Genomic DNA, 20920 nt, shown 5'->3' with positions numbered 1-20920 from the left:
TTAGTGTGTTTCAGACGGCCGAAGGTCCCGTTACCGAATCTGTCAAGCTAACCGGGCAGGAAAATATCGGAGCTGATACTGGGCGCGGACATCGGGGGGCCTGACTATGGGAAGTCTGTTCGGGTCGAAACCATCCGAGGCCCACGTCATCTGGCGGAGCGGTCGGAACAACGGCGGCACGAAGAAGTTCGATTTCGAGTATCTGGAACTGTGGGCCGCACATTTCGGCGTCGACTTCGAGCAGTGGACCCGCGTCGACCACGATCGCGGTGACGAGCCCCGCGAGCAGTTCGCCTGCGTGTTCCGCTGGGCGAAAAGCGGCGGGCAGGAACTCTCCGTCGGTGACGAGGAGTGGACGATGGGCTCCCAGCGCAAGCCCCGCACGTTCCTCGAAATCGACGAGGAAGGGATGGTCAGGCTACGGGGCTGGAGCACGGAGACGACGCTCGACGTCGAAGAACTCGTACTGAAAAAGACGGTGCTGAAGCTGAAAACCGCCGACGGCACCGTGAAGAAACTCGATGTCCGGAAGCTCTCGAAGCGCCCCGAGACGACCTCCACCCGAGCGTAACCCAAAAGCCGTTTGACGTGTCACCGGCACGAACGAGTATGCACGTCGTCGTCAACGCCGCGATGAGTGTCGACGGGAAGCTCTCTTCCCGCCGCCGCGAACAAATCGCTATCTCCGGACCGGAGGATTTCGACCGGGTCGACCAGCTCCGAGCCGACAGCGACGCCGTGATGGTCGGTGTCGGCACGATTCTCGCCGACGACCCCTCACTGACTATCGATGACCCCGACCGCCGCGCCGCCCGGACTGACCGCGGCGAGCCGGAAAACCCCGCACGCGTCGTCGCTGACTCCCGCATCCGAACGCCACCGGACGCCACGGTACTGGACGACCGCGCCCAGACCTACCTCCTCGTCAGCGAAGCCGCGCCGCCGGACTTCGTTGAGGAGATGGAAGACGCCGGGGCGTACGTCATCGCTGCCGGCCAGGACCGGGTCGACCTCACGACGACGCTCGCGAAGCTGGAAGGCGACGGCATCGACCAGCTCATGGTCGAAGGTGGCGGCGAACTCATCTTCGGCCTGCTAGAGGAGGCGCTGGTCGACGACCTGTTCGTCTACATCGGTCCGAAGGTCATCGGCGGCCGGGACGCGCCGACGCTGGCCGACGGCGACGGCTTCATCGAGGACTTCCCGGAGCCGGAACTGGCCGACGTCGACCGGGTTGACGACGGCGTGGTGTTGCACTGGACGTTTTAGGAACTCGGCCGTCGGAAATCAGTGGTCGTGGCCGGTCAGCTCGGCGAAGGACTGTCCGAACCGCTCCTCGAACAGCTCGCTGGTCTCCGCTTCGAGCGCGACGATCTGCTCGTCCGGCTCGCCCTGAGCGTGGTGGACGGCGCTGTGAATCCGCTGGGTCATGCCGAACATCGCGATGTCGCCGACGACCTGCGGGTCCGTCTCCTCGGGCGATTCCCGGAGGATGTCCACGAGTTCGCTCGGGACTGTGAGTTCGTCGGTCTCCTCGCCGTCGTCGATAGTCAGCGTGACAGTGTCGGTTGCCATGCCACCGACTCAGGGGGCTATCCTAAAGGGTCTGTGGATGTAGCGACGACAGCGAAACAGAACCGCTAGTCGTCGGCTTCTGCCGCAGCCTCGGACTCCGCCTCGGCGGCGGCCTCGGCCCGGGATTCGAGGTACTCGTCGGCGTCGATGGCGGCCTTACAGCCCATCCCGGCGGCGGTGACGGCCTGCTGGTAGTGGTAGTCGACCACGTCGCCGGCACCGAAGATACCGTCCACGTCGGTCGCGGTCTGGTCGCCGCCGGTGCCGCCGTGGGTCTGGATGTAGCCAGTGTCGTCCAGTTCGACGCCGGTGTCTTCGAGATAGTCGGTGTTCGGCGTATGGCCGATAGCGATGAAGACCGCACCCACGTCGAAGTCGAAGCTCTCGGTCCCGTCGTCGTCGAGCTTCTCGCTGGGATGGCCCTCGTCGTTCTGTGCGAGGGTGACGTGGTCGACCCCGTCCTCGGGGGAGCCGTGCATCTCCAGCAGTTCGGTGTTCCGCATGATCTCGATTTCGCCCTCGTCGACCTTCTGCTGAACGCGGTCGATCCAGTAGTCCTCGGCGCGGAACTCCTCGCGGCGGTGCGCGATGTAGACGGTGTCGGCGAACTTCGTAAGGAAGTGGGCCTCCTCCATGGCTGCGTCGCCGCCGCCGACGACGAGCATGTCCTCGCCGCGGAAGAACGCGCCGTCACAGGTCGCACACGTCGAGACGCCATAGCCCATCAGCTCGTCCTCGCCGGGGACGCCCAGCGTGCGGGCGCTGGCCCCGGAAGCGGCGATGAACGCGTCGCAGGTGTAGACATCGCCGTTCGACAGTTCCACGCGGAACGGCCGTTCGCTGTCGTCGATGTCGGCGACGATACCGTGTTCGAGTTCAGCGCCGAAGCGCTGGGCCTGTTCTTTCATGTTATTGATGAGGTCCGGACCGGAGAGGCCCTCCGGGAAGCCGGGGAAGTTCTCGACTTCGCTGGTCAGCGTGAGCTGCCCACCGGGTTCGTCGCCTTCCAGAACGAGTGGGTCATTGTTGCTTCTGGCGGCGTAGATAGCCGCTGTCAGTCCCGCTGCGCCCGTTCCAGCGACGATGAGTCGTCGGTGTTCGACCGATTCTGTCATTAGCCAAGTTAGACTACCAGGCCGTATTTAGCTTGTGTTGTCGTGCGCCGAACTCGAACCGTGACGACACGCTTAGGCCGCTGCCGCCGCTCGCTGGGGGTATGGCCGCCGACCTCGAAGAGAAAACCGACCGGTACGAGGGACTGCTTGCCGAAGCACTTGACGCGGCATCAGTCGCTCCTCCAGATGGAACGCCGATGCACGACGCCGCTCTGGAGTGCGAGGAGATGGCGTCGTCGTATCTTGAAGATGGGCGTCACTTTAGAGACGACGACGACCTCGTGAACGCGCTGGCGTCGTTTTCGTACGGGCACGCGTGGCTGGACGCGGGCGCACGTATCGGGCTCTTTGATGTCCCGACCGAAGGACATCTGTTTACGGTCTGAAACTATGGTCTAATTTGGGTCTCAGTTCGGCAATCGGTTAAGTGTCAACAGTCCTCCGAATCTCCCGGGTCACATCATGAAACAGACTAGGCGCAGTGTCCTGCGGAGTATCGGTGCCGGAACAGCAGTCGCAGTCGGGTGCGTCGGTGCCGCGAGCGCCGCGCCGCCGAGAGACGGCGAGACAATTGCCGACATTGCCTCGAATGACGACCGATTCACGATCTTGGTTGAGGCACTGGGCGAAGCAGGCCTTGTGGCGACACTCGACGGAAACAGACAACTGACCGTGTTTGCGCCCACTAATACGGCGTTCGAAAACTTGCTGCACGTCTTAGGTATTAGCAAGGACGAACTCTTGGAACGAGACGACCTCGCCGAAATCCTCACGTACCACGTGGCACCGGGTCGTCGCGACGCCGAGTCGGTCACTACCTCCGATCAGGTGCCGACACTCAACGGAGCGAAAATAGATGTGGACGGGACCGTCCTCAACGGCGGCCAGGCCACCATCGTCGACACGAACATCGAAGCCTCAAACGGGTACATTCACGCCATCAACGGCGACAACGTCGATGGCACTGGTGTCTTGCTTCCATAGCCCGGCGCACACCACAGTTTGCGTGGGTATGACAGCAAACCAGAACGGCCCTCCTCCGACGATCACCTCCTTTTTGTCCAGCCGGGTCGACCCGGGTCCCGCTGCGTCCGCTGATGCATAGCCGCCCTGGTTTCGGTCGTAGGCAGCTATCATGGAGTTGGCCAGAGGATATACGTGTGCCCGGAGAGTTGAGTCCGCTGATGGAGGGTGTCCTCTGGTATGTTCTTTCAGGGACCCGTGGGGGGCCAAACAGAGCCCGTATCCTCAAGGCCCTCAAGCGACGGCCTCGGAATGCCAACCAACTCGCGGAGGACCTCGACCTCGACTACAAAACTGTCCGGCATCACCTCGACGTGTTGTTGGACAATGGCGTTGTCGACAACACCGGCGGCGACTACGGGTCCGTCTACACGCTGACGGACAGGACTGAACAGTACTGGGACACCATCGAAGAAATCATTGCGGAGATAGAGTGACAATGGCTGAAATCGAGCATGGAGTTTTACCACGAGCCGGCATAGGAGGGGACAGATGGCAGTCTGGGTGACCGCGGCAAGTGTCGCGTCTGCGCTCAACGTCGTGGTGCTGCTTGCGTTGCTATCTGTCTGGGCCCGCAACTACCTGTCGGTGGGCTCGAAACACGCACTCGGACTGACGGTTTTCGGGTTCCTGTTACTCGCCGAGAACTGCCTGTCCGTCTACTACTACGTGCTTGACCCAGAGGTCGCCGTGTTGTTACGAAACGCCGCCCCTGTCGCCGGCCGCGCGATGACGTTTGTCGCGATACTGGAACTGGGTGGGCTGCTGTTTCTGGCGTGGATCTCACTCGATTGAGCGGTCGCAGCGATACTTCCCAAACAGGATGTCACCGTCATTGCTGTACGTATCTGGAATGTATATGCAACTAAAATGTGGTGACTGGTAACATCGTTCTTTACACCTCATCACCCCTCCACGATGTGCGGAACCACACTGTGACTCCCACTGGCCCGATAATTTCGGGGCCCATTCGCTGTCTCCGACTGAATCGGGGTGACTGTAGCAGCAAGGCGGCGGTTGTTCTGCAGTACACCGACAGAGTCACACGATGTTGCGGCCCCCCGATTTGTGCGCTACACACGGGAGTCGGAGACGACCGCCAAAATTATATACCCTTACAGCGAGCCATGGTGAAACCTATCATGCCGTTGTATTGCGGTTCGAGGGAAAAAGCGGCGAAAGGTTTATATACTTTACGAACTAACTATAGGGTAAGACAGTTCCCCAACCAATATTAAAATTTCTGCACCCGGCAGAACAGGACTCCCAATCATGAGTGAATCAACAACGCGGACAAACACACGAGAGCGAGACGAGAAAATAACCGAACCGACGGAACAGGAGGCTGTAGAGACCTGTCCCGAATGTAGTGGCAACGTCGTTACCGACGCCGAGCATGGCGAAACAGTCTGTGAAGACTGTGGACTGGTCATCGAAGAGGACGAGATTGACCGCGGCCCGGAATGGCGTGCATTCAATTCCGCCGAGAAGGACCGCAAGTCCCGCGTCGGCGCGCCGACGACAAACATGATGCACGACAAGGGCCTCTCGACGAACATCGGCTGGCAGAACAAGGACGCCTACGGGCGCTCCCTCTCCAGCGAGCAGCGCCAGAAGATGCAGCGGCTCCGGACCTGGAACGAGCGGTTCCGGACCCGCGACTCCAAGGAGCGTAACCTCAAGCAGGCGCTTGGCGAAATCGACCGCATGGCCTCTGCGCTGGGCCTGCCCCAGAACGTCCGTGAGACGGCCAGCGTCATCTATCGCCGCGCACTCGGTGACGATCTGCTCCCGGGCCGTTCCATCGAGGGCGTCGCCACGTCCGCCCTGTACGCGGCTGCCCGCATGGCTGGAAACCCCCGGTCGCTCGACGAGATGGCCCGCGTCTCCCGCGTCGAAAAGATGGAGCTCACACGGACTTACCGCTATATCGTCCGGGAACTCAGCCTCGAAGTCCAGCCGGCAGACCCGGAACACTACCTCCCGCGGTTCATCTCCGACCTTGACCTCAGCGAGGAGACTCAGCGACAGGCCCGCGACCTCGTCGAAGGCGCTCGTCAGTCCGGGATGCTCTCCGGCAAGTCGCCGGTCGGCATCGCCGCTGCAGCCGTCTACGCCGCCGCGTTGCTGACAAACGAGAAAGTCACGCAGAGTCAGGTCAGCGACGTCGCTGACATCTCCGAAGTGACAATCCGAAACCGGTACAAGGAACTCCTCGAAGCCGAAGATCTCCCGGCCTGACGCCCGGGTGAAGGCAGACCTATGGGGAGACGCCAAGGCTTTTAATCATCGGGTATGTGTGTGAGTAACATACATGGAAGAAGCGTACGTGCGATTGCTCTGTCCCGAGTGTAAGAAAGACTGGGAGTCGACGCCGACAGATTTGCCGCGCCACGACACGACGTTCCACTGCCCGAACTGTCATGCGAGCCATCGGCTCGCTGTTTTTACCCGCACGGAAAACGACTTGCAGACGCTGAAAGGACTGCAGTAACTACTCGCTTGTTGCCGAGCGTGCGCCGCATGCCTCACAGCGGAGCAACAGCGCGCCCTGTTCCCGTTCCAGTTGCGTGTCCGGCAGTCCACACTCCGAGCAGAGCACGAACTCCTCGACGTACTCGTCGATGGACGCCTCGATACGGTCGGCGTCGAACTCGCCGGTCAACCGCGCCCGCCCGCTCTCGTCGATGTGGCCACTCGTCCCGAGGTCGTTCTGCAGGAACTTCATCACGTGGTCGTCCTCGCGTCCGAGTCGGGAACACGTCGACTGGAAGTTCTCGTAGACGGTGACGTTCCCCTCCTGTCGGACATCCGGGTCCGGGACCTCGAACCGTTCACCTGTGCCGTCGATATCCGGCGTTTCCTCCATCGCCCGGTCGAGCATATCGTCGTATTCCATACTCCAACGTCACAGAGCAGCCACCAAAAACTTTTCAGCCAGTGGTCGTCCGCTATCGCCAGGCTGTAAGTGTACAGGTCTCGTCCGCTACCATCGAAATCCAGGTGTCATCGTGGGCAATATCGGCGATGACGAACCGCTGCTGGCCGTCGACATCGTCGACAGCACACATCACATCAGACGCAGTTCCCGACCGACGGGTGGGACGTTCAACCTCGTAAGACACAATTGTTCATCTAGGATGTGCGGTAATGAATGTGTCGTACTCGTTTTGTCTTTTGATACTCTGAAATCCGACCGTATACGCAAGAAAACGACTTACGTCTTGCCATTACCGTTGTGAGTATCAAGGCCGATTCAACAATCGTCGATGCCAACGGCCGGAGACAGCCGCGCTGAATCGCCGTGAGGGGTCCCAGATACGTCAGGGCGCGAGCCGGTTCTTGCGTCCCTTCATCTCCCGTTCGTAGTACTCGAAGGTCTTGGGACACCAGTCGGCCGCCAGGTCGAGCATCTCCTCGGTCATCTCCCGGATTTCCCACTGTGCGTCTGCCGCCGCTCGCATATCCGCGACGTGCATCAGCATCCGGGCGTTCATCGACATCACAATGTTCACCCTGGTGCCAATCGGCAGCACGAACCGGGCGTCCTCCGGCGGCATTCCGAGTTCGAGCAGTTCCTGATACGACTCGACCGCCTGCTCGATGGTGTCTTTGAATACCTCCGTGCGCTTCTCGAACTCCTCGTCGGAGACGCTCGATTTCTGCTGATTCCGGCCGATCCAGTCCGGGTCTGTCGCGGACGGCGGTGTCACGACCAGTTCGCCCTCGCGGACGGCTTCTGGGTCCACGTCGTCGAAGGAGACGTACCGCATCGACTGCACGTCGAAGGAGACGTGGCGGTGGCGGGTGATCTGTGCCATACAGGAGCGGGAGACGCCTTCGACGGCGAAGGTGGCCTGCGCGTGTTCGAAGGGGCCGAAGTGGCCGTGGTCGAGCAGATGCCCGATGAGCGTCTCCTTTTTGTCGTCAAGTGTGTCGCCGTCGACCTCGGCCATCGTCGCTTCGAACGACTGGCTGCCGACGGAGGTGTCGCTGTAGTCGTTGCGTGCTGCCTTGCAGATGAGATCCTCGGGGTCGTCCGTCGCTTCGAGCAGCTTTACGTCCATATCGGGTGGGTGTCCCGGAGCGGCAAAATACTTCCTTCCCGGGCCGGCAGGGCGTTCGGACCTCCCGCGGATGGCTCCGAACTCAGATATCCTGCCAGTCTGTCGGCTCGCCGGCGAGGCCAAGCACGCGGGCCTCTCGGCCGCCGCCCTCCGCGTCGCGCACGTCGATCATCCCGTCGAACGCCTGCTTGATTACCTGCAGGGTCTGGTCGTCGTGGGCGCCCGAGTCGATGGTGAACACGCCGATGTAGCCCGCGGAATCCAGCCGCGAGGACAGCACGTGACAGAACTTGAAGACGGTCTTCTTGTCCGTGTAGGTCAGCATCGTCGACAGCGAGACGAGGGCCAGCCGGCCCTGCTCGTTACCGGCGTTGTGCAGCCCCTCCAGCGCCTTCGTGATGCCGATACCGATGCCGGTAAGGTCCCCGGGCGAAGAGACGTGGTGCGCGTGGGCGTTGCCGATTACCTCCTCGTCCGTGCCACCCTCGCCGCGACAGTCGATGACACCGAGCTGGGAGTCGTCGAGGTCGGGAACGAGCGACCGGAACTCCTCGACGACGCTGCCTGCGCCGTCACCGGTCGTCACGACCACCGCGCCGTCCCCCTCGCGTAGACCGTCGGCGAGAATATCGTATGCGAGCCGGTCCTTCCCGCTCATTGCCGGGCCGGAGATCAGGATGCTGGACCCTGGCCGGACCTCACTGAGCGCATCGAACTCTAGTACTGAGGTGAGATCATACATTGTTTGTCGCTCAGTTGTCTTCATCGTTGCTCAGTCCGCGAAGCGTCGCGATGAAATCGGAGTCGTCTTCGATGCCACCGAGTGTGTCCGAGAGATCGTCTCGCATCTCCGCGACTCTCTGGGTCAGTTCGTCGTACTGGTCGCTCTCCGCCAGCTCTGCGCTCGATTTCGTCGCTTCGAGCGTTGCCTGCTTCTCGACGAGTGCGTAGTACTCCTGCAGCAGGGAGTCGTATTCGGAGCGGTCCAGCAGATTGTCGACCGTTTCGTGGAGCTGTTCGCTCCGGATCGGCTTCGAGAGATATGCGTCAAAGCCCATCTCCAGAATGTCGAAGTCCGGCTCGACGGCGGTGACCATCGCCACCCGACAGCCCAGATTACGCTCTCGAATGCGTTCCAGCACTTCGTCCCCGGAGAGTCCGGGCATCATCCGGTCGAGCAAGACGACGTCGACATCCGCGTCTAGTTGCTCCAGGCCCTCGTCGCCGTTCTGTGCCATGCGGACCTCGTACTCCTGTTGGAGCCACAGTTTGTACGTCTCGGCAACGTCTGGTTCGTCTTCGACGATAAGCACTACAGGTAGGTCCGAATCTGACATGATGTTCTACTATCCCCCGTTTGCATATCCACGTACATAGCCCTGTGGGTGCGGGCGTGCAGCGCGTCTCGACCGGTGACAGAACGACACCCACATCCGGCATGACGGCAAATAGGCGGGTAATGATTCGAAATCTCGCCCGCGGGCAGCAAGCCTTCACGAGCAACGTGTTTCTCGTCACCGGGGACCGAACTGTGCTGGTCGACGTCGGCAACGAGTTCGACGTGGTGTCGGCTGTCAAAGAGCACGTCGACGATATCGACGCTATCGCCGTCACTCACACCCACTACGACCACGTCGAGAACCTCGACAGCGTCGTCGACGCTTTCGACGTGCCGGTGTACGGCTACGACACGGAGCAGGACGGCATCGAGAACGCTATCGCCGACGACGAGACGATACAGCTGGGCGACCACGGCTACCGGGCGCTGCACACGCCCGGCCACAAGAACGACCATCTCTGCTTCTACTCTGCGGACGCCGGCGTCCTGTTCGCCGGCGACCTCGTGTTCGCCAACGGGAGCTTCGGCCGGACCGACCTCGACGAAGGGAATCGTGACCTGCTCGTCGAGAGCATCGACCGAATGCTGTCGGTTGTCGACGAGGACCTACAGGAGATGCACACCGGTCACGGACCGAGCGTTACCGATGCGCCGTATCAGGACATCGAACTGGCGCTGCAAGCCGCAAAGTTCTGAGAGCGCGGCCGAGCGCACAGTTTTCAGTCGAACGCACAGGCCAGCAACGCGTCGTAGGCGTGGTCGTAGGCATCGGCGACAGCCGCCGGGTCACTGCGCTGTTCGCTGTCGAGCGCGGGGAGCCGTACTGCCGCGACCTGCTCGATGAGGTCGACGACGTTGGGCACCCGTTCCTCCAGCTGGCCGTCGCCGGGGCCGCCCGTGGCAATCTGACAGGCCTTGGCGTACCGGTCGCCGTCGTAGATACGCGCTCGGCCCGGTTCGACGACGGCCACGGCGTCGGGTTCGATACCCGACAGCGGCCGGGCCACGTCGCCGTAGGACTCGACGACCGCCCGGTCGGCCGACTCGATGTCAGCGGCGAGTGACTCCAGGGCCTCGACGTGCATCACGCGCATCAGGTCGTTGAAGTCGGCGACCGAGGTGACCCGCGGCGCGTCGGCGAGCGGGAGACGCTCGGCGACGGAGTCGGGCACGTCGACGGTCCCGTTGACGACGTACTCGACGCCGGTTTCGGCACTCGGGCGGCCGACCCGGTCGACGACGAACTGCTGGTTCTCCTTGCCGAGCAGGCCCGTCTCCGCGCCCGGCGAGGGATGCCACAGCCGGTGAATCGGGTTGATTTCCTCGGGGACCACGTCGCCCGGGGACGCGGCCGCGAGGCGCTTGGCGTCCTTGCCGTACAGCCGCCCCTCGCTTGTTGCCCGCTGATAGTCGTCGTGGTCGAACCAGTAGTTGTTGCCCGCTCTGGGCTTGAATCCCTGGGCGCTGGTCCGTTTGAGCAGGCCGACGCTGAACGTGGTCTTGCCCGCGTCGACGCGGTCATTGCCGGCGACGAGGAGCTTCATGACTCGGCAAGACCGTACAGTCCGACGACATCATCGTCCTGCGGGTCGGCGATGACGAGGTCGTCCTGATTGAATATCATCCACGGGATGGCCCAGTCGATGAACACCGACTCGTTGGCCTCGCTGAGTTCGGCGTCCGCCGGGAGCCCCTGCAGGAGGCGGGCGATTTCCGGGATAGTGTACAGTTTGTCGGCGTCGAGAATGTCCGCAGGTTCGTGGAGCTCGAACGACAGTATCTCGTCGAACTCCTGCTTGTCGACAGGCATACCTGCCGGTATGCCGAGCGAGTGGGTAAATCCCTCGAACCGGCGGAACTCATTTACTCGCTGGGCAGGAGTGTTCAGTAATGGCAACGCTGCTTGTTGCGTACGCCTTTCTTTTGCTCGTCGTGGCCGTTGTTCTCGGGACGCTGTCGGCGTACGCGTGGGGGCGGCGCGACTACACCGGCGGGACCGCACTCGCGGTCCTGCTTGCCGGGCTCTCGGTCTGGGACCTCTGTGTCGCGGCCGGTGTCTTGACGCGCGGGACCGACGTGGCTCTTCTCTTCGCATATGGCCTGTACGTCGGCGTAATGCCCGCGATAGCCGGACTGTTCGTGTTCTCTCTGGCATACACCAACCGCGACCGGTATCTCAATCGGTGGACTTACGCGCTCCTGAGCATCGAGCCAGTCGTGTTCTTTACTGCGCTGCTCGCCGGCTCTGACGGGCTGGTATACACTGTATCCGGCCCGACGGACACCGGCATGTACGGCTGGACGATCACAGCCGGGCCTGTTTTCTGGGGACATCTCGTGTACTCCTACGCACTCATCGCCGCGTCGAGTGCGCTCATCATCCACTACGGGCTCGGCTCTGGTGAACTGTACCGAAAGCAGGTGTACGCCGTTCTGCTGGCTATCGGCCTCCCGTGGTTCGGGAGCGTTCTCAGCATCTTCGGCGACACCAGCATCGAACTCACACCGTTGTTGCTGGCAGGAACCGGAATCACGCTCTCGTGGGCGTTCTTCAGGGGGCGACTGCTGGACATCTCGCCGGTCGCCCACCGTGAGGTCGTCGAGTCGCTCAACAGCGCTGTGTTCGTCGTCGACACGAACGACAGGATACTCGAAGCCAACGACGCTGGCCGCCGCCTCCTCGGAGACGAAGCTCTCGTCGGCCAGCCCGTCGCGGCTGCGCTCGAAACGTCGCCTGAGCTTCTCGAAAAGTACCGCAGTCTGAACGACGACGCCGAAGAAACAGCAGCCGTCGTCGAGCAACGCGACCGATTTTTCGACATCCGGCTCACACCGCTGCACGACGCCCGCGACGCGCTGGTCGGGCGTGTCTTTCTCGTCCACGAAATCACCGAACAAAAGCAGCGGGAGCGAGAACTGGAACGCCGGAACCAGCAGCTCGACCAGTTCGCCGCCGTCCTCTCACACGACCTGCGGAACCCGCTGAACGTGGCTTCGGGCCGATTGGCGCTGGCCCGGGAACGCAACGACCCCGAGGAGTTCGACCGTGTGGAGAAAGCCCACGAACGGATGAGTAGCCTCATCGACGAGGTGCTCGCCTTCGCCCGCGACGAGCAGACGACCGACCGGGTCGAGCTACGGCTTTCGGCGCTGGCGAAGGCGGCCTGGGGTCACGTCGACACCGGCGAGGCGACGCTGCAGATCGACGGCGACAGAGAGATTATCGGCGACCGTGACCAGCTCCTGCAACTGTTCGAGAACGTGGTTCGGAACAGTGTGGAGCACGGAGCCGCAGGCGGGCGGTCGGACGACGCCGCGGACAGGGCAGTGACGATACGCGTCGACGCCACCCCCGAAGGGTTCGCAATCGGCGACAACGGGCCCGGCGTCCCACCCGAGAAACGAGCGGAGATATTCACACACGGCGTCAGCAGTTCCGAGTCGGGGACCGGCCTCGGACTGGCAATCGTCCAGCACGTCGTCGAGTCCCACGGGTGGGATGTCGAGATGACGGAAAGCCGGTCAGGCGGCGCGAAACTCGTCGTCTCGGGACTCGGAGCGGAATCAACGCAACGGTCCGAGTCGGTGTCATAGCCAGTCGACAGCCTAAGGCCCGCCCGGTCGTGAACTTCGGTATGGCTGATGAGGACCACATCGAAGCGCTGCTCGCCCGGCTGTCTCGCGCACAGAAACTCGCGCTCGTTCGCGGCGCAACCGACCCAGAGGGCACAGCGACGGGGTACCTCCCGGGCGTCGAAGAGGCCGGGATTCCGCCGTTTCGTCTCGTCGACGGGCCGCTCGGCATCCGTGCAGAGGGCCATCGCGCGACCGCCTTTCCCGCGTCGATTGCGACGGCAGCGACGTTTGACACCGATCTGGCCCGGCGACAGGGCGCGGCGATGGGACGCGAAGCGACGGCACTCGGACAGGACGCGCTGCTCGCGCCCGGTGTGAACGTCATCCGGGTCCCGCAGTGTGGCCGCAATTTCGAATATCTCTCCGAAGACCCCGTCCACGCCGGCGCTGTCGGAGCCGGCCTTATCGACGGCATTCAGTCCGCTGACGTCGTCGCCACGGTGAAACACTTCGTCGCTAACAACCAGGAGACCCACCGAACGACCGTCAGCGCGGAAGTGGACGAGCGGACGCTCCGGGAGCTGTACCTCCCGCCGTTCCGTTCGGCCGTTGACGCCGGCGTCGGCTCGGTGATGACGGCGTACAACCGAGTGAACGGCACGCACATGAGCGACCACGAGCGCCTCGTCGGTGACGTGCTCAAAGGTGCGTGGGGGTTCGACGGCTACGTGGTCTCGGACTGGTACGGGCTGGAGAGCACCGTCGGCGCGGCCAACGCAGGTCTTGACGTGGAGATGCCCGGCGTGGCGGAAGTCCCCGACGACGGAACCGGGAGCTACGAGTGGCCCGACGGCATCCCGGACGCGACACGCGCGGGCCTGTTCGGTGACCCGCTGGCAGCGGCCATCGACAGCGGCGAGGTTCCAGCCGACCGACTGGTGGACATGGCGCGGCGGGTGCTCGGGCAGATGGACCGGTTCGGGCGACTGGACGGCGGCCGGACTGCTGCCGACGACGGTGAAAACGACGATGAGGTGGGTGAAATCGACAGTCAGCGCCACCGTGACATTGCGGCGGACGTGGCGGCCCGCGGGACGGTCCTGCTCGACAACGACGGCGTCCTGCCGCTGGCCGATGGGGCGGACGTGGCTGTTATCGGGCCGAATGTCGATGAGCCGAAACTTGGCGGTGGTGGCTCCTCCGAGACGTCGCCGGTCCACTCGGTCACACCAGTCGAAGGAATCGAATCTCGCGCCGAGGGCGCTGTCACGACCGCGTTTGGCATCCGACAGATCGAGTCCGTCTCGCTGTTCGACCTTCTACCGTTCGTCGGTGACGACGATGCTGATGGTACGGCTGAGGACGACACCCGACGGGAGCCGTCGCTTGACGACGCTGTCGATGCAGCCGCGGCAGCCGATGTCGCCGTCGTGTTCGTCCGTGATGCAACGACGGAGGCCCGGGACCGCGAGTCGCTCGAACTGCCGGGCCGACAGGACGCACTCGTCTCGGCTGTCGCCGCCGCCAACGAGAACACCGTCGTCGTCGTCAGGTCTGGCGGCCCAGTGGAACTCCCGTGGCGGGAGGACGTGGCCGCGGTCATCGAACAGTGGTACCCCGGACAGGCGGACGGCGACGCGGCGGCGGCAGTCCTCTACGGCGACTGCGACCCCAGCGGCCGGCTCCCGGTGACGTTCGCCCCGGAAAGCCAGTACCCGACTGCAGGGCCCGAGCGCCGCTACCCCGGCGTTGACGATCAAGTCCACTACGATGAGGGCGTCTTTATCGGCTACCGACACTTCGACGACGAAGACGCGAACCTGACCTACCCCTTCGGGCACGGCCACTCGTATGCGACATTCGCATACGGCGATGCCGAAATCACAGACGAGCAGACCGTCGCAGTCACAGTCGAGAACGTCGCCGACAGGCAGGGCCGGGAGGTCGTTCAGGCCTACGTCCGACCGCCGTCCGTCGAGGACGCTGACCGCCCCGTGCGTGAACTCGCCGGATTCGAAGCTGTGCAGTTGGACGCCGGTGAACGACAGACGGTGACACTGACGCTGGATGACCTCGCGTTCTCGCGGTACGTCCCCGACTCCGGGTGGACGGTCGACAGCGGAACGTACACCGTTGAAATCGGGCGGTCGTCGCGGGACGTTCGGACGACTGTGGCGGTCGACCGGTAGCGTGTCCGGTCGTTACCTCGGCTGAAACGCGGCGTTTTCCGCAGAAGCCCGTCTGAACCGGGGGTCCGTGGCCGGGGATTTCAAGCCCCCCGAATACATATAGCCGGTCATGAGTCAGACGCTCGAAACCATGGAGCCGAATCCGGTGTGGGTCGAAGACGCCTACTCCGACACTGTCGACGTTCTCACGCGCTACGCCGACGAGTTCGAGTACAAGATCTGGGGCGGCGACTGGTGCAAGGACTGCCGGGCACAGCTCCCCGACTTCGGGGCGGCGTTGAAAGCCGCCGGTGTCCCCGACGCAGTGGTCCACCACTACCCCGTTGAGAAGGAGGAGGACGGCTCGAAAACGGGACCGGAGGTCGAGGCATACGATATCGAACTCATCCCGACAGTCGTCGTCGAACACAATGGCGAGGAGGTTGCCCGATTCGTCGAGGAGGAGCCGGTCCCTATCGCGGTGTACCTCGCCGACAAAATCGAAGCCGAGATGGCCTGATTCTCACGCCGCGTCGTCAGTTCCCGCGCCCCAGTCTAACGCCGTCTTGAGGTCGTGTTTCGGTGGCGAACAGGCGAAGTTCCGGCAGCCGTACACCGTCGGCCGCTCATCGACCTGCTCGCGGCCGGCCCAGATTGGCGGCGAATCGTCCAGTCCCAGCGTTCCGAGCCACTGCTCGAAACGACTCTCGTCGGCCGGTCGGTGGGCCAGTAGACGGCGCGGAATGTACCGGTCGGAAAGTGTCTCCGTCCACTCGTCGGGGTACTCCGACCGGTCGCCGACGAAGGTGAGTTCCAGCGCGCCCTGCTCGTAGGTGTCCGTCGCCAGCGTGAGCGAGGCGTGCTGGAGCGGGTTCGAGGAGACGCGATCGGCGTGGGTCCGGATGACCCACTCGGCCACGTCCTCGAAGCGGTCGTCGTCGCTGAAATGCGACAGCGACAGCAGGAGGTCGACGGCGACGCCGGTGCTGGACGGCGTCGACTGGTCGGTCAGTTCCTGGGGCCGTGCGACCAGCGATTCGCCGCCGGTCGGCGTGAAAAACAGCGTCTCCTGTTTGTCGTCCCAGAACGCCTCTGTGATGGCCTGTCCGAGGTCCATAGCGAACGCGAGGTGCTCGATGTCGCCGGTCGCCTCGAACAGCGTCAGCGCGCCGCGACCGAGGAACGCGTAGTCCTCCAGGTAGCCGTCGATGGCCACGTCGCCGTCCTTGTACCGGCGGTTGAGTCGCCCCGCGTCGGCGTCCCACAGGTGCTCCCGGACGAACGAGAGGGCGTCGGCAGCCACGTCGGCGTAGGCGTCGTCCAGCACGAGAGCGCCCTCGGCGAGCGCCCGAATCATCAGGCCGTTCCAGCCGGCCAGCACCTTCTCGTCGCGGGCCGGTCGCGGTCGGCTCTTTCTGGCCTCGAAGGTCTGGTTCAGGGCCCGCTGGAGGCTCGCCGTGATTTCGTCCTCGCTTCGTTCGTACTCCTCGGCGAGCGCCGGGACGGGCTTTCGAACCGCAAGGACCGTCCCGCCTTCGAAGTTCCCCCGCTCCGTGACGCCGAAGTAGTCACAGAAGATGTCCGCGTCGGTCTCGTCGTCGACGGCCTCGCGGACCTGCTCGGGCGTCCAGACGTAGAACAGCCCCTCTTCCGTCTCGCCCTCGGGGTCATCGACGGGCGCGCTCTCGGCGTCCAGCGTGCTGAAAAAGCCGCCGTCTGGATGCTGGAGTTCGCGCTGGACGAACTCGAAGGTCTCCCGGACGACCGCGGCGTAGCGTTCGGAGCCGATGGCCTGGTAGCCCGCGAGGAAGGCACGGGGAATCTCGGCGTTGTCGTACAGCATCTTCTCGAAGTGCGGGACCGCCCACTGCTGGTCGGTCGCGTAACGGTGGAAGCCGCCGCCGACGTGGTCGTACAGTCCCCGGTCGGCCATCACGTCGAGCGTCTCCTCGACGACGGTCAGGTAGTCTTCCTGTCCACCATCAGCGTGTGCCCGAAGCAGCGCGTGCAGTCGCCCGTTCTGGGGAAACTTCGGCCCGCCGGAACCCCAGCCGCCGTCCTGTCGGTCCGCTCCGCGGTGGGCGATGGTCGCCGCGGTCTGGATAATGTCCTCAGCGGGGTCTTCGGGAGCGGCGGGCGTCGCTTCGAGGTCGCTCTCGATTGCCTCAGTCCACTGCTGGGCACGGTTTTCCATCTCCTCGCGCTGTTCGGGGTCCGACCACGAGTCTGAAAGGCGCTGGAGCAGGTCGCCAAAGCCCGGCTGGCCGCGCTTCTCCTCCGGCGGGAAGTAGGTCCCGACGTAGAACGGCTCGCCCTCCGGCGTGAGCCAGGCCGACAGCGGCCAGCCGCCGCCACCGGTCACCTGCTGACAGATACTCATATACACGGAGTCGAGATCCGGGCGCTCCTCGCGGTCGACCTTTATCGGGACGAAGTGCTCGTTGAGCTGCTCGGCGATTTCCTCGTCCTCGAAGCTCTCCTCCTCCATGACGTGGCACCAGTGACACGCCGCGTAGCCAATGGAGAGGAAGATTGGCACGTCCCGTTCCTTTGCGGCTTCTAGAGCCGTCTCGTCCCAGGGCTGCCAGTTGACGGGGTTGTCCGCGTGCTGGCGGAGATACGGGCTCTCCGCCTCGTCGAGTCGATTGCGAGATACCGGGTCCGTGGCGTCGCTCATACCTGTGGCTGGGAGCGCCGCGGTGAAAAGGAACGCGACGCCGGCAGCGAGGACTTACTCGCCGGCCAGCCGGATTCCACGGGCGATGACGTACATAAGGACGACACCGGCTCCGACGGCGAGGATGAACTCACCGAGCAGGGCCAGTACTGCACCCGGTACGGACCCCTCCGAACCGAAGAACACGATGGCGTAGGGGAGGAGGCTTCCGGCGACGAAGACGCCAATGAGCTTCGCGAGCGGAACGGCCTCCGAGAGTATCTGGGCCGTGTCCAGCCCTCCTGTTGCGGGGTCGATAAATGGGCGGGGCGGGGACATGTACCCGTGTGTCAGACGGTCGGGTAAAGTAGCTCCCGGTCTCCATCCAGCGACCTGTACGCGAGCGCACTCGAAACAGAAACGACCGCCACAGTCAGCGAAAACCGGCGAAAAGACAATACTTACGTGAGAGCCAATCCGGCCTTCGGGTATGTCAGAGACAGTGCTGCTCGTGGGTGGCGGTGGCCGGGAACACGCGATTGCGCGCTCGCTCGCGGACTCGCCTGGGGAGCTGTACGCCTGTGCTAGCAACCGGAACCCGGGTATCGTCGCTCTCGCCGACGGCTTCGAGGCACTCGACACGACCAATCCGAAGGCCGTGACGACCTACGCCCGGGAGGTCGACGCCACGCTGGCGGTTATCGGACCCGAGGCAGCCCTCGCCGCTGGAGTCGCCGACGCGCTGGACGACGCCGGCATCTACACCTTCGGGCCACAGGAGCAGGAGGCTCGTATCGAGACAGACAAGGCGTTCCAGCGCCGGTTCATGCGGGAACACGACATCCCCGGCTGTCCGGACTTCGAGACGTTCGAGGACATGGACGCCGCCTGCGAGTACATCGACGAGTACGACGGTGACCTCGCGGTCAAGCCCGCCGGCCTCACCGGCGGCAAGGGGGTCCGCGTCATCGGCGACCAGTGCACCGCCGAGCAGGCCAAGGAGTACCTCCGGAACGCCGACTACGACCGCGTCGTCCTCGAAGAGCGACTCGTCGGCGAGGAGTTCACCGTCCAGGCGTTCGTCGCCAACGGGCAACTGCGCGTCACGCCCGCCGTCCAGGACCACAAGCGCGCCTACGAGGGCGACGAAGGGCCGAACACCGGCGGGATGGGGAGCTACTCCGACGCCAGCCTCCATCTGCCGTTCATGGACGAGGACGACTACATGGACGCCGTCGATGTGCTCCGTGCGACCGTCGACGCCCTCGACGGCTACAAGGGCGTCCTCTACGGGCAGTTCATGCTCACCGAAACGGGACCACGCGTGGTGGAGTTCAACGCCCGCTTCGGCGACCCCGAGGCGATGAACACCCTACCAGTCCTCAACACGGATTTCCTTGACGTGCTGACCGCCGCCCGCGACGACGACCCGCTCCCGCAACTGTCCTTCCGCCCGCTGGCGACTGTCTGTAAGTACGCCGTTCCGGACGGCTACCCGACCGACCCTGACGCCGGGGCGAAGGTGACTATCGACGACGATGTCATCGCGAGCGTCGTCGAGGAGCACGCCGACCAGTCCGGTGACGCGAGCGACACCGCTCCCGAGGCGCTGTTGTTCTACGCGAGCGTCGACGACCGCGAGGACGGTATCTACACCACCACCTCCCGTTCCTACGCCGTCGTCGGCCTCGCGGAGACCATCGCGGATGCGGAAGCCATCGCCGAGGAATCGCTGGAGCGCGCCGGCACCGAAGGCCTTCGGGTCCGCCACGATATCGGCAAAGACGACCTCGTTCAGCAGCGCATCGACCATATGGACGACATCCGCGGCGGTGCGGACTGAGCGCGTGGTTGCAGCGTCAGCGGTCACGTGGTGGCGGCCCGCCGGACGGTGAGTTGCGGTGGCACTGACAACCGTCGATATCCGGTCCGCGCTGAACGTCCTCGGGGCTATCATGCAGTGGCTAGCCGTTCCGCTGGCGATTCCGGTGGTCGTGGCCCTGCTCTACGCCGAGTCGCCGTGGCCGTATCTGGTCACGATAGCAGTCACTCTCGGCGTCGGCAAAGCGCTGGCCCGGTTCCAGCGCGAACACATTCGCGACCGTGAGGCGTTTCTCACGGTGTCCCTGGCGTGGTTGACTATCGCTGTCGTCGGTGCGATGCCGTTGTACATCGAGGGCACAGGAGTGTTTGCCAGCCCAGTCAACGCCCTGTTCGAGGGGATGAGCGGCATCACGACCACCGGCGCGACGGTCATCAGGGACTTCGACGCTCACTCGCAGGCGCTGCTCATGTGGCGGCAGGTCCTCCAGTGGCTCGGCGGGCTGGGCGTCCTGTTGCTTGCGACGGCCGTGCTGTCGCGGCTCTCGGTCGCGGGCGCACAGCTCATGGAGACCGAAGCGCGGACCGAGAACGTCACGAAGCTCACTCCCGGTATCGAGCAGACGGCGCGCATCCTCGGACTGCTGTACCTGGGACTGACCGCAGGGGCAGCGCTAATTCTCGCTGCGCTCGGTGCCAGCGGTCTCGCGCCCGGGATGACGCTTTTTGACGCAGTCGCACACGCGTTCACCGCCATCGCAACCGCCGGATTCTCTCCGCGAGCCGAGAGCATCGGCGCGTTCTCGCCGGCCGTCCAGTGGGCGGTCACGCTGTTTATGATCGTCGGCGCGACGAACTTCGTCTTGCTGTATGCGCTGCTCCGTGGCGACACCCACAGACTGCGCAATAGCGAGGAGTTCCGCTTTTATCTCGGAATCCTTGCTGTCGGCTCAATGCTTGTTGGTGGCTTGCTGGTACTTGACCAGGGCGTCACTGGCGGTGTCGGGGACACTGTCCGACACGCTGTCTTCCAGGTCGCCGCTATCGTCACAACGACCGGGTTCGCCTCGACGGATTTCAATACTTGGTCTGCCGGGGCCAAGAACGTCCTCTTCGTCATGATGTTCATCGGCGGGATGGCCGGCAGCACCACCTGCTCTATCAAAACGCTCCGCTGGCTCGTCGTCACCAAGTCCTTCTGGCGGGACCTGAACGTCGCGGCCCATCCACGGAGCATCCGCCCAGTACGGCTCAGTAACGAGGCTATCAGTGAAGACACTGTCCGCGACGTGTACGCCTACACGTTAGTGGCAATGGTGTTTTTCGTCATCGGAACTGTTCTCCTCGTCGTCGATGGGGAGCGCTCTGGGGCGCCGATAACCGAGTTCGAGGCCCTCAGTGCCGCCGCGTCGATGTTTTTCAACATCGGCCCCGCGTTCGGACAGGCCGGCCCGTACGGGACCTACGAGGGCTTCGCCCGGTCGAGCAAGGTATTGATGATACTGCTGATGTGGGTCGGCCGAATCGAAATTGTCCCCGTGCTGGTGATGCTGACGCCGACGTTCTGGACGCGGTGACCG

The 20920-nt window shown here is 63.7% G+C and carries 25 protein-coding genes; 14 read left to right on the top strand and 11 right to left on the bottom strand.

The genetic code is table 11. The features are described from left to right. Window positions 1-106 precede the first annotated feature (106 nt). Window positions 107-571, top strand: coding sequence for a hypothetical protein (locus DVK00_RS16455; RefSeq protein ID WP_121578036.1), 465 nt, complete (start codon window positions 107-109; stop codon window positions 569-571). Between the two features lie 38 nt (window positions 572-609). Next, window positions 610-1269, top strand: coding sequence for a 2,5-diamino-6-(ribosylamino)-4(3H)-pyrimidinone 5'-phosphate reductase (locus DVK00_RS16450; RefSeq protein WP_101350229.1), 660 nt, complete (start codon window positions 610-612; stop codon window positions 1267-1269). Window positions 1270-1287: 18 nt separating this feature from the next. Here DVK00_RS16450 and DVK00_RS16445 read toward each other — a convergent pair whose 3' ends face one another. Together DVK00_RS16445 and DVK00_RS16440 are read right to left on the bottom strand one after the other, a co-directional pair. Continuing rightward, window positions 1288-1575 (bottom strand): hypothetical protein, encoded by a 288-nt coding sequence (locus DVK00_RS16445; RefSeq protein ID WP_101350228.1) that lies wholly within the window; start codon window positions 1573-1575, stop codon window positions 1288-1290. Between the two features lie 65 nt (window positions 1576-1640). Beyond that, window positions 1641-2690, bottom strand: a complete 1050-nt coding sequence (locus tag DVK00_RS16440; protein WP_101350227.1) for an NAD(P)/FAD-dependent oxidoreductase — start codon at window positions 2688-2690, stop codon at window positions 1641-1643. Between the two features lie 101 nt (window positions 2691-2791). On the opposite strand from DVK00_RS16440, the gene DVK00_RS16435 reads away from it, so the two are divergent. From DVK00_RS16435 to DVK00_RS16410, 6 genes are all read left to right on the top strand, one after another. After that, the gene (locus DVK00_RS16435) at window positions 2792-3076 is read left to right on the top strand and encodes a DUF357 domain-containing protein (RefSeq protein ID WP_101350226.1); all 285 of its coding nucleotides are present in this window, start codon (window positions 2792-2794) and stop codon (window positions 3074-3076) included. Window positions 3077-3152: 76 nt separating this feature from the next. Continuing rightward, window positions 3153-3674 carry a fasciclin domain-containing protein gene (locus DVK00_RS16430; protein ID WP_101350225.1) on the top strand — a complete coding sequence of 174 codons (522 nt, stop codon included), beginning with the start codon at window positions 3153-3155 and terminating at the stop codon, window positions 3672-3674. Window positions 3675-3874: 200 nt separating this feature from the next. Further along, window positions 3875-4150, top strand: a complete 276-nt coding sequence (locus DVK00_RS16425; protein WP_014040537.1) for a winged helix-turn-helix domain-containing protein — start codon at window positions 3875-3877, stop codon at window positions 4148-4150. Window positions 4151-4205: 55 nt separating this feature from the next. Further along, a complete protein-coding gene (locus DVK00_RS16420) occupies window positions 4206-4508 on the top strand; it encodes a hypothetical protein (RefSeq protein WP_121578035.1) in 303 nt (100 codons plus the stop codon). 477 nt (window positions 4509-4985) lie between these two features. Then, window positions 4986-5954, top strand: coding sequence for a transcription initiation factor IIB family protein (locus DVK00_RS16415; protein WP_101350223.1), 969 nt, complete (start codon window positions 4986-4988; stop codon window positions 5952-5954). 73 nt (window positions 5955-6027) lie between these two features. Continuing rightward, window positions 6028-6207 carry a hypothetical protein gene (locus tag DVK00_RS16410; RefSeq protein WP_004515550.1) on the top strand — a complete coding sequence of 60 codons (180 nt, stop codon included), beginning with the start codon at window positions 6028-6030 and terminating at the stop codon, window positions 6205-6207. On the opposite strand, the gene DVK00_RS16405 is transcribed toward DVK00_RS16410, so the two are convergent. From DVK00_RS16405 to DVK00_RS16390, 5 genes are all read right to left on the bottom strand, one after another. Next, complete coding sequence (locus tag DVK00_RS16405) at window positions 6208-6612, bottom strand: translation initiation factor IF-2 subunit beta (RefSeq protein ID WP_101350222.1); 405 nt, start codon at window positions 6610-6612, stop codon at window positions 6208-6210. 52 nt (window positions 6613-6664) lie between these two features. Then, the gene (locus tag DVK00_RS21415; protein WP_154021034.1) at window positions 6665-6838 is read right to left on the bottom strand and encodes a hypothetical protein; all 174 of its coding nucleotides are present in this window, start codon (window positions 6836-6838) and stop codon (window positions 6665-6667) included. A 198-nt stretch (window positions 6839-7036) separates the two neighbouring features. Continuing rightward, window positions 7037-7780, bottom strand: a complete 744-nt coding sequence (thyX, locus tag DVK00_RS16400; protein ID WP_121578034.1) for an FAD-dependent thymidylate synthase — start codon at window positions 7778-7780, stop codon at window positions 7037-7039. 82 nt (window positions 7781-7862) lie between these two features. Beyond that, on the bottom strand, window positions 7863-8522 hold the full coding sequence (locus DVK00_RS16395; protein WP_121512308.1) for an ATPase domain-containing protein: 660 nt from the start codon (window positions 8520-8522) through the stop codon (window positions 7863-7865). A gap of 10 nt (window positions 8523-8532) precedes the next feature. Next, window positions 8533-9117: a response regulator transcription factor gene (locus tag DVK00_RS16390; protein WP_101350220.1), complete on the bottom strand. Its 585-nt coding sequence runs from the start codon at window positions 9115-9117 to the stop codon at window positions 8533-8535. A gap of 122 nt (window positions 9118-9239) precedes the next feature. On the opposite strand from DVK00_RS16390, the gene DVK00_RS16385 reads away from it, so the two are divergent. After that, a complete protein-coding gene (locus DVK00_RS16385) occupies window positions 9240-9815 on the top strand; it encodes an MBL fold metallo-hydrolase (protein ID WP_101350219.1) in 576 nt (191 codons plus the stop codon). 23 nt (window positions 9816-9838) lie between these two features. Here DVK00_RS16385 and DVK00_RS16380 read toward each other — a convergent pair whose 3' ends face one another. After that, on the bottom strand, window positions 9839-10663 hold the full coding sequence (locus tag DVK00_RS16380) for an ATPase (RefSeq protein WP_101350218.1): 825 nt from the start codon (window positions 10661-10663) through the stop codon (window positions 9839-9841). After that, window positions 10660-10929: a DUF5827 family protein gene (locus tag DVK00_RS16375; protein ID WP_008308902.1), complete on the bottom strand. Its 270-nt coding sequence runs from the start codon at window positions 10927-10929 to the stop codon at window positions 10660-10662. The genes DVK00_RS16380 and DVK00_RS16375 overlap by 4 nt, the downstream gene beginning before the upstream one ends. Before the next feature lie 80 nt (window positions 10930-11009). Between DVK00_RS16375 and DVK00_RS16370 the strand changes: the two genes are divergently transcribed. The 3 genes from DVK00_RS16370 (at window position 11010) to DVK00_RS16360 (ending at window position 15383) form a co-directional block, all read left to right on the top strand. After that, entirely contained in the window at window positions 11010-12713 is a 1704-nt protein-coding gene (locus DVK00_RS16370; protein ID WP_121537412.1) for a histidine kinase N-terminal 7TM domain-containing protein, read from the top strand. Window positions 12714-12754: 41 nt separating this feature from the next. After that, window positions 12755-14884: a glycoside hydrolase family 3 protein gene (locus tag DVK00_RS16365; protein WP_101351446.1), complete on the top strand. Its 2130-nt coding sequence runs from the start codon at window positions 12755-12757 to the stop codon at window positions 14882-14884. A gap of 109 nt (window positions 14885-14993) precedes the next feature. Next, window positions 14994-15383 (top strand): thioredoxin family protein, encoded by a 390-nt coding sequence (locus DVK00_RS16360; protein WP_101350216.1) that lies wholly within the window; start codon window positions 14994-14996, stop codon window positions 15381-15383. A gap of 3 nt (window positions 15384-15386) precedes the next feature. On the opposite strand, the gene DVK00_RS16355 is transcribed toward DVK00_RS16360, so the two are convergent. Beyond that, a complete protein-coding gene (locus DVK00_RS16355) occupies window positions 15387-17540 on the bottom strand; it encodes a thioredoxin domain-containing protein (protein WP_121578033.1) in 2154 nt (717 codons plus the stop codon). Between the two features lie 54 nt (window positions 17541-17594). Further along, window positions 17595-17858 carry a hypothetical protein gene (locus tag DVK00_RS16350; protein ID WP_121578032.1) on the bottom strand — a complete coding sequence of 88 codons (264 nt, stop codon included), beginning with the start codon at window positions 17856-17858 and terminating at the stop codon, window positions 17595-17597. A gap of 151 nt (window positions 17859-18009) precedes the next feature. On the opposite strand from DVK00_RS16350, the gene purD reads away from it, so the two are divergent. Continuing rightward, entirely contained in the window at window positions 18010-19362 is a 1353-nt protein-coding gene (purD, locus tag DVK00_RS16345) for a phosphoribosylamine--glycine ligase (protein WP_121578031.1), read from the top strand. 58 nt (window positions 19363-19420) lie between these two features. Beyond that, a complete protein-coding gene (locus DVK00_RS16340; protein ID WP_101350212.1) occupies window positions 19421-20917 on the top strand; it encodes a TrkH family potassium uptake protein in 1497 nt (498 codons plus the stop codon). Window positions 20918-20920: the final 3 nt, after the last annotated feature.

It is taken from the genome of Haloarcula sp. Atlit-47R, assembly GCF_003665985.1.
Lineage (GTDB): Archaea > Halobacteriota > Halobacteria > Halobacteriales > Haloarculaceae > Haloarcula > Haloarcula taiwanensis.
This window is presented reverse-complemented; position numbering and strand designations above follow the sequence as displayed.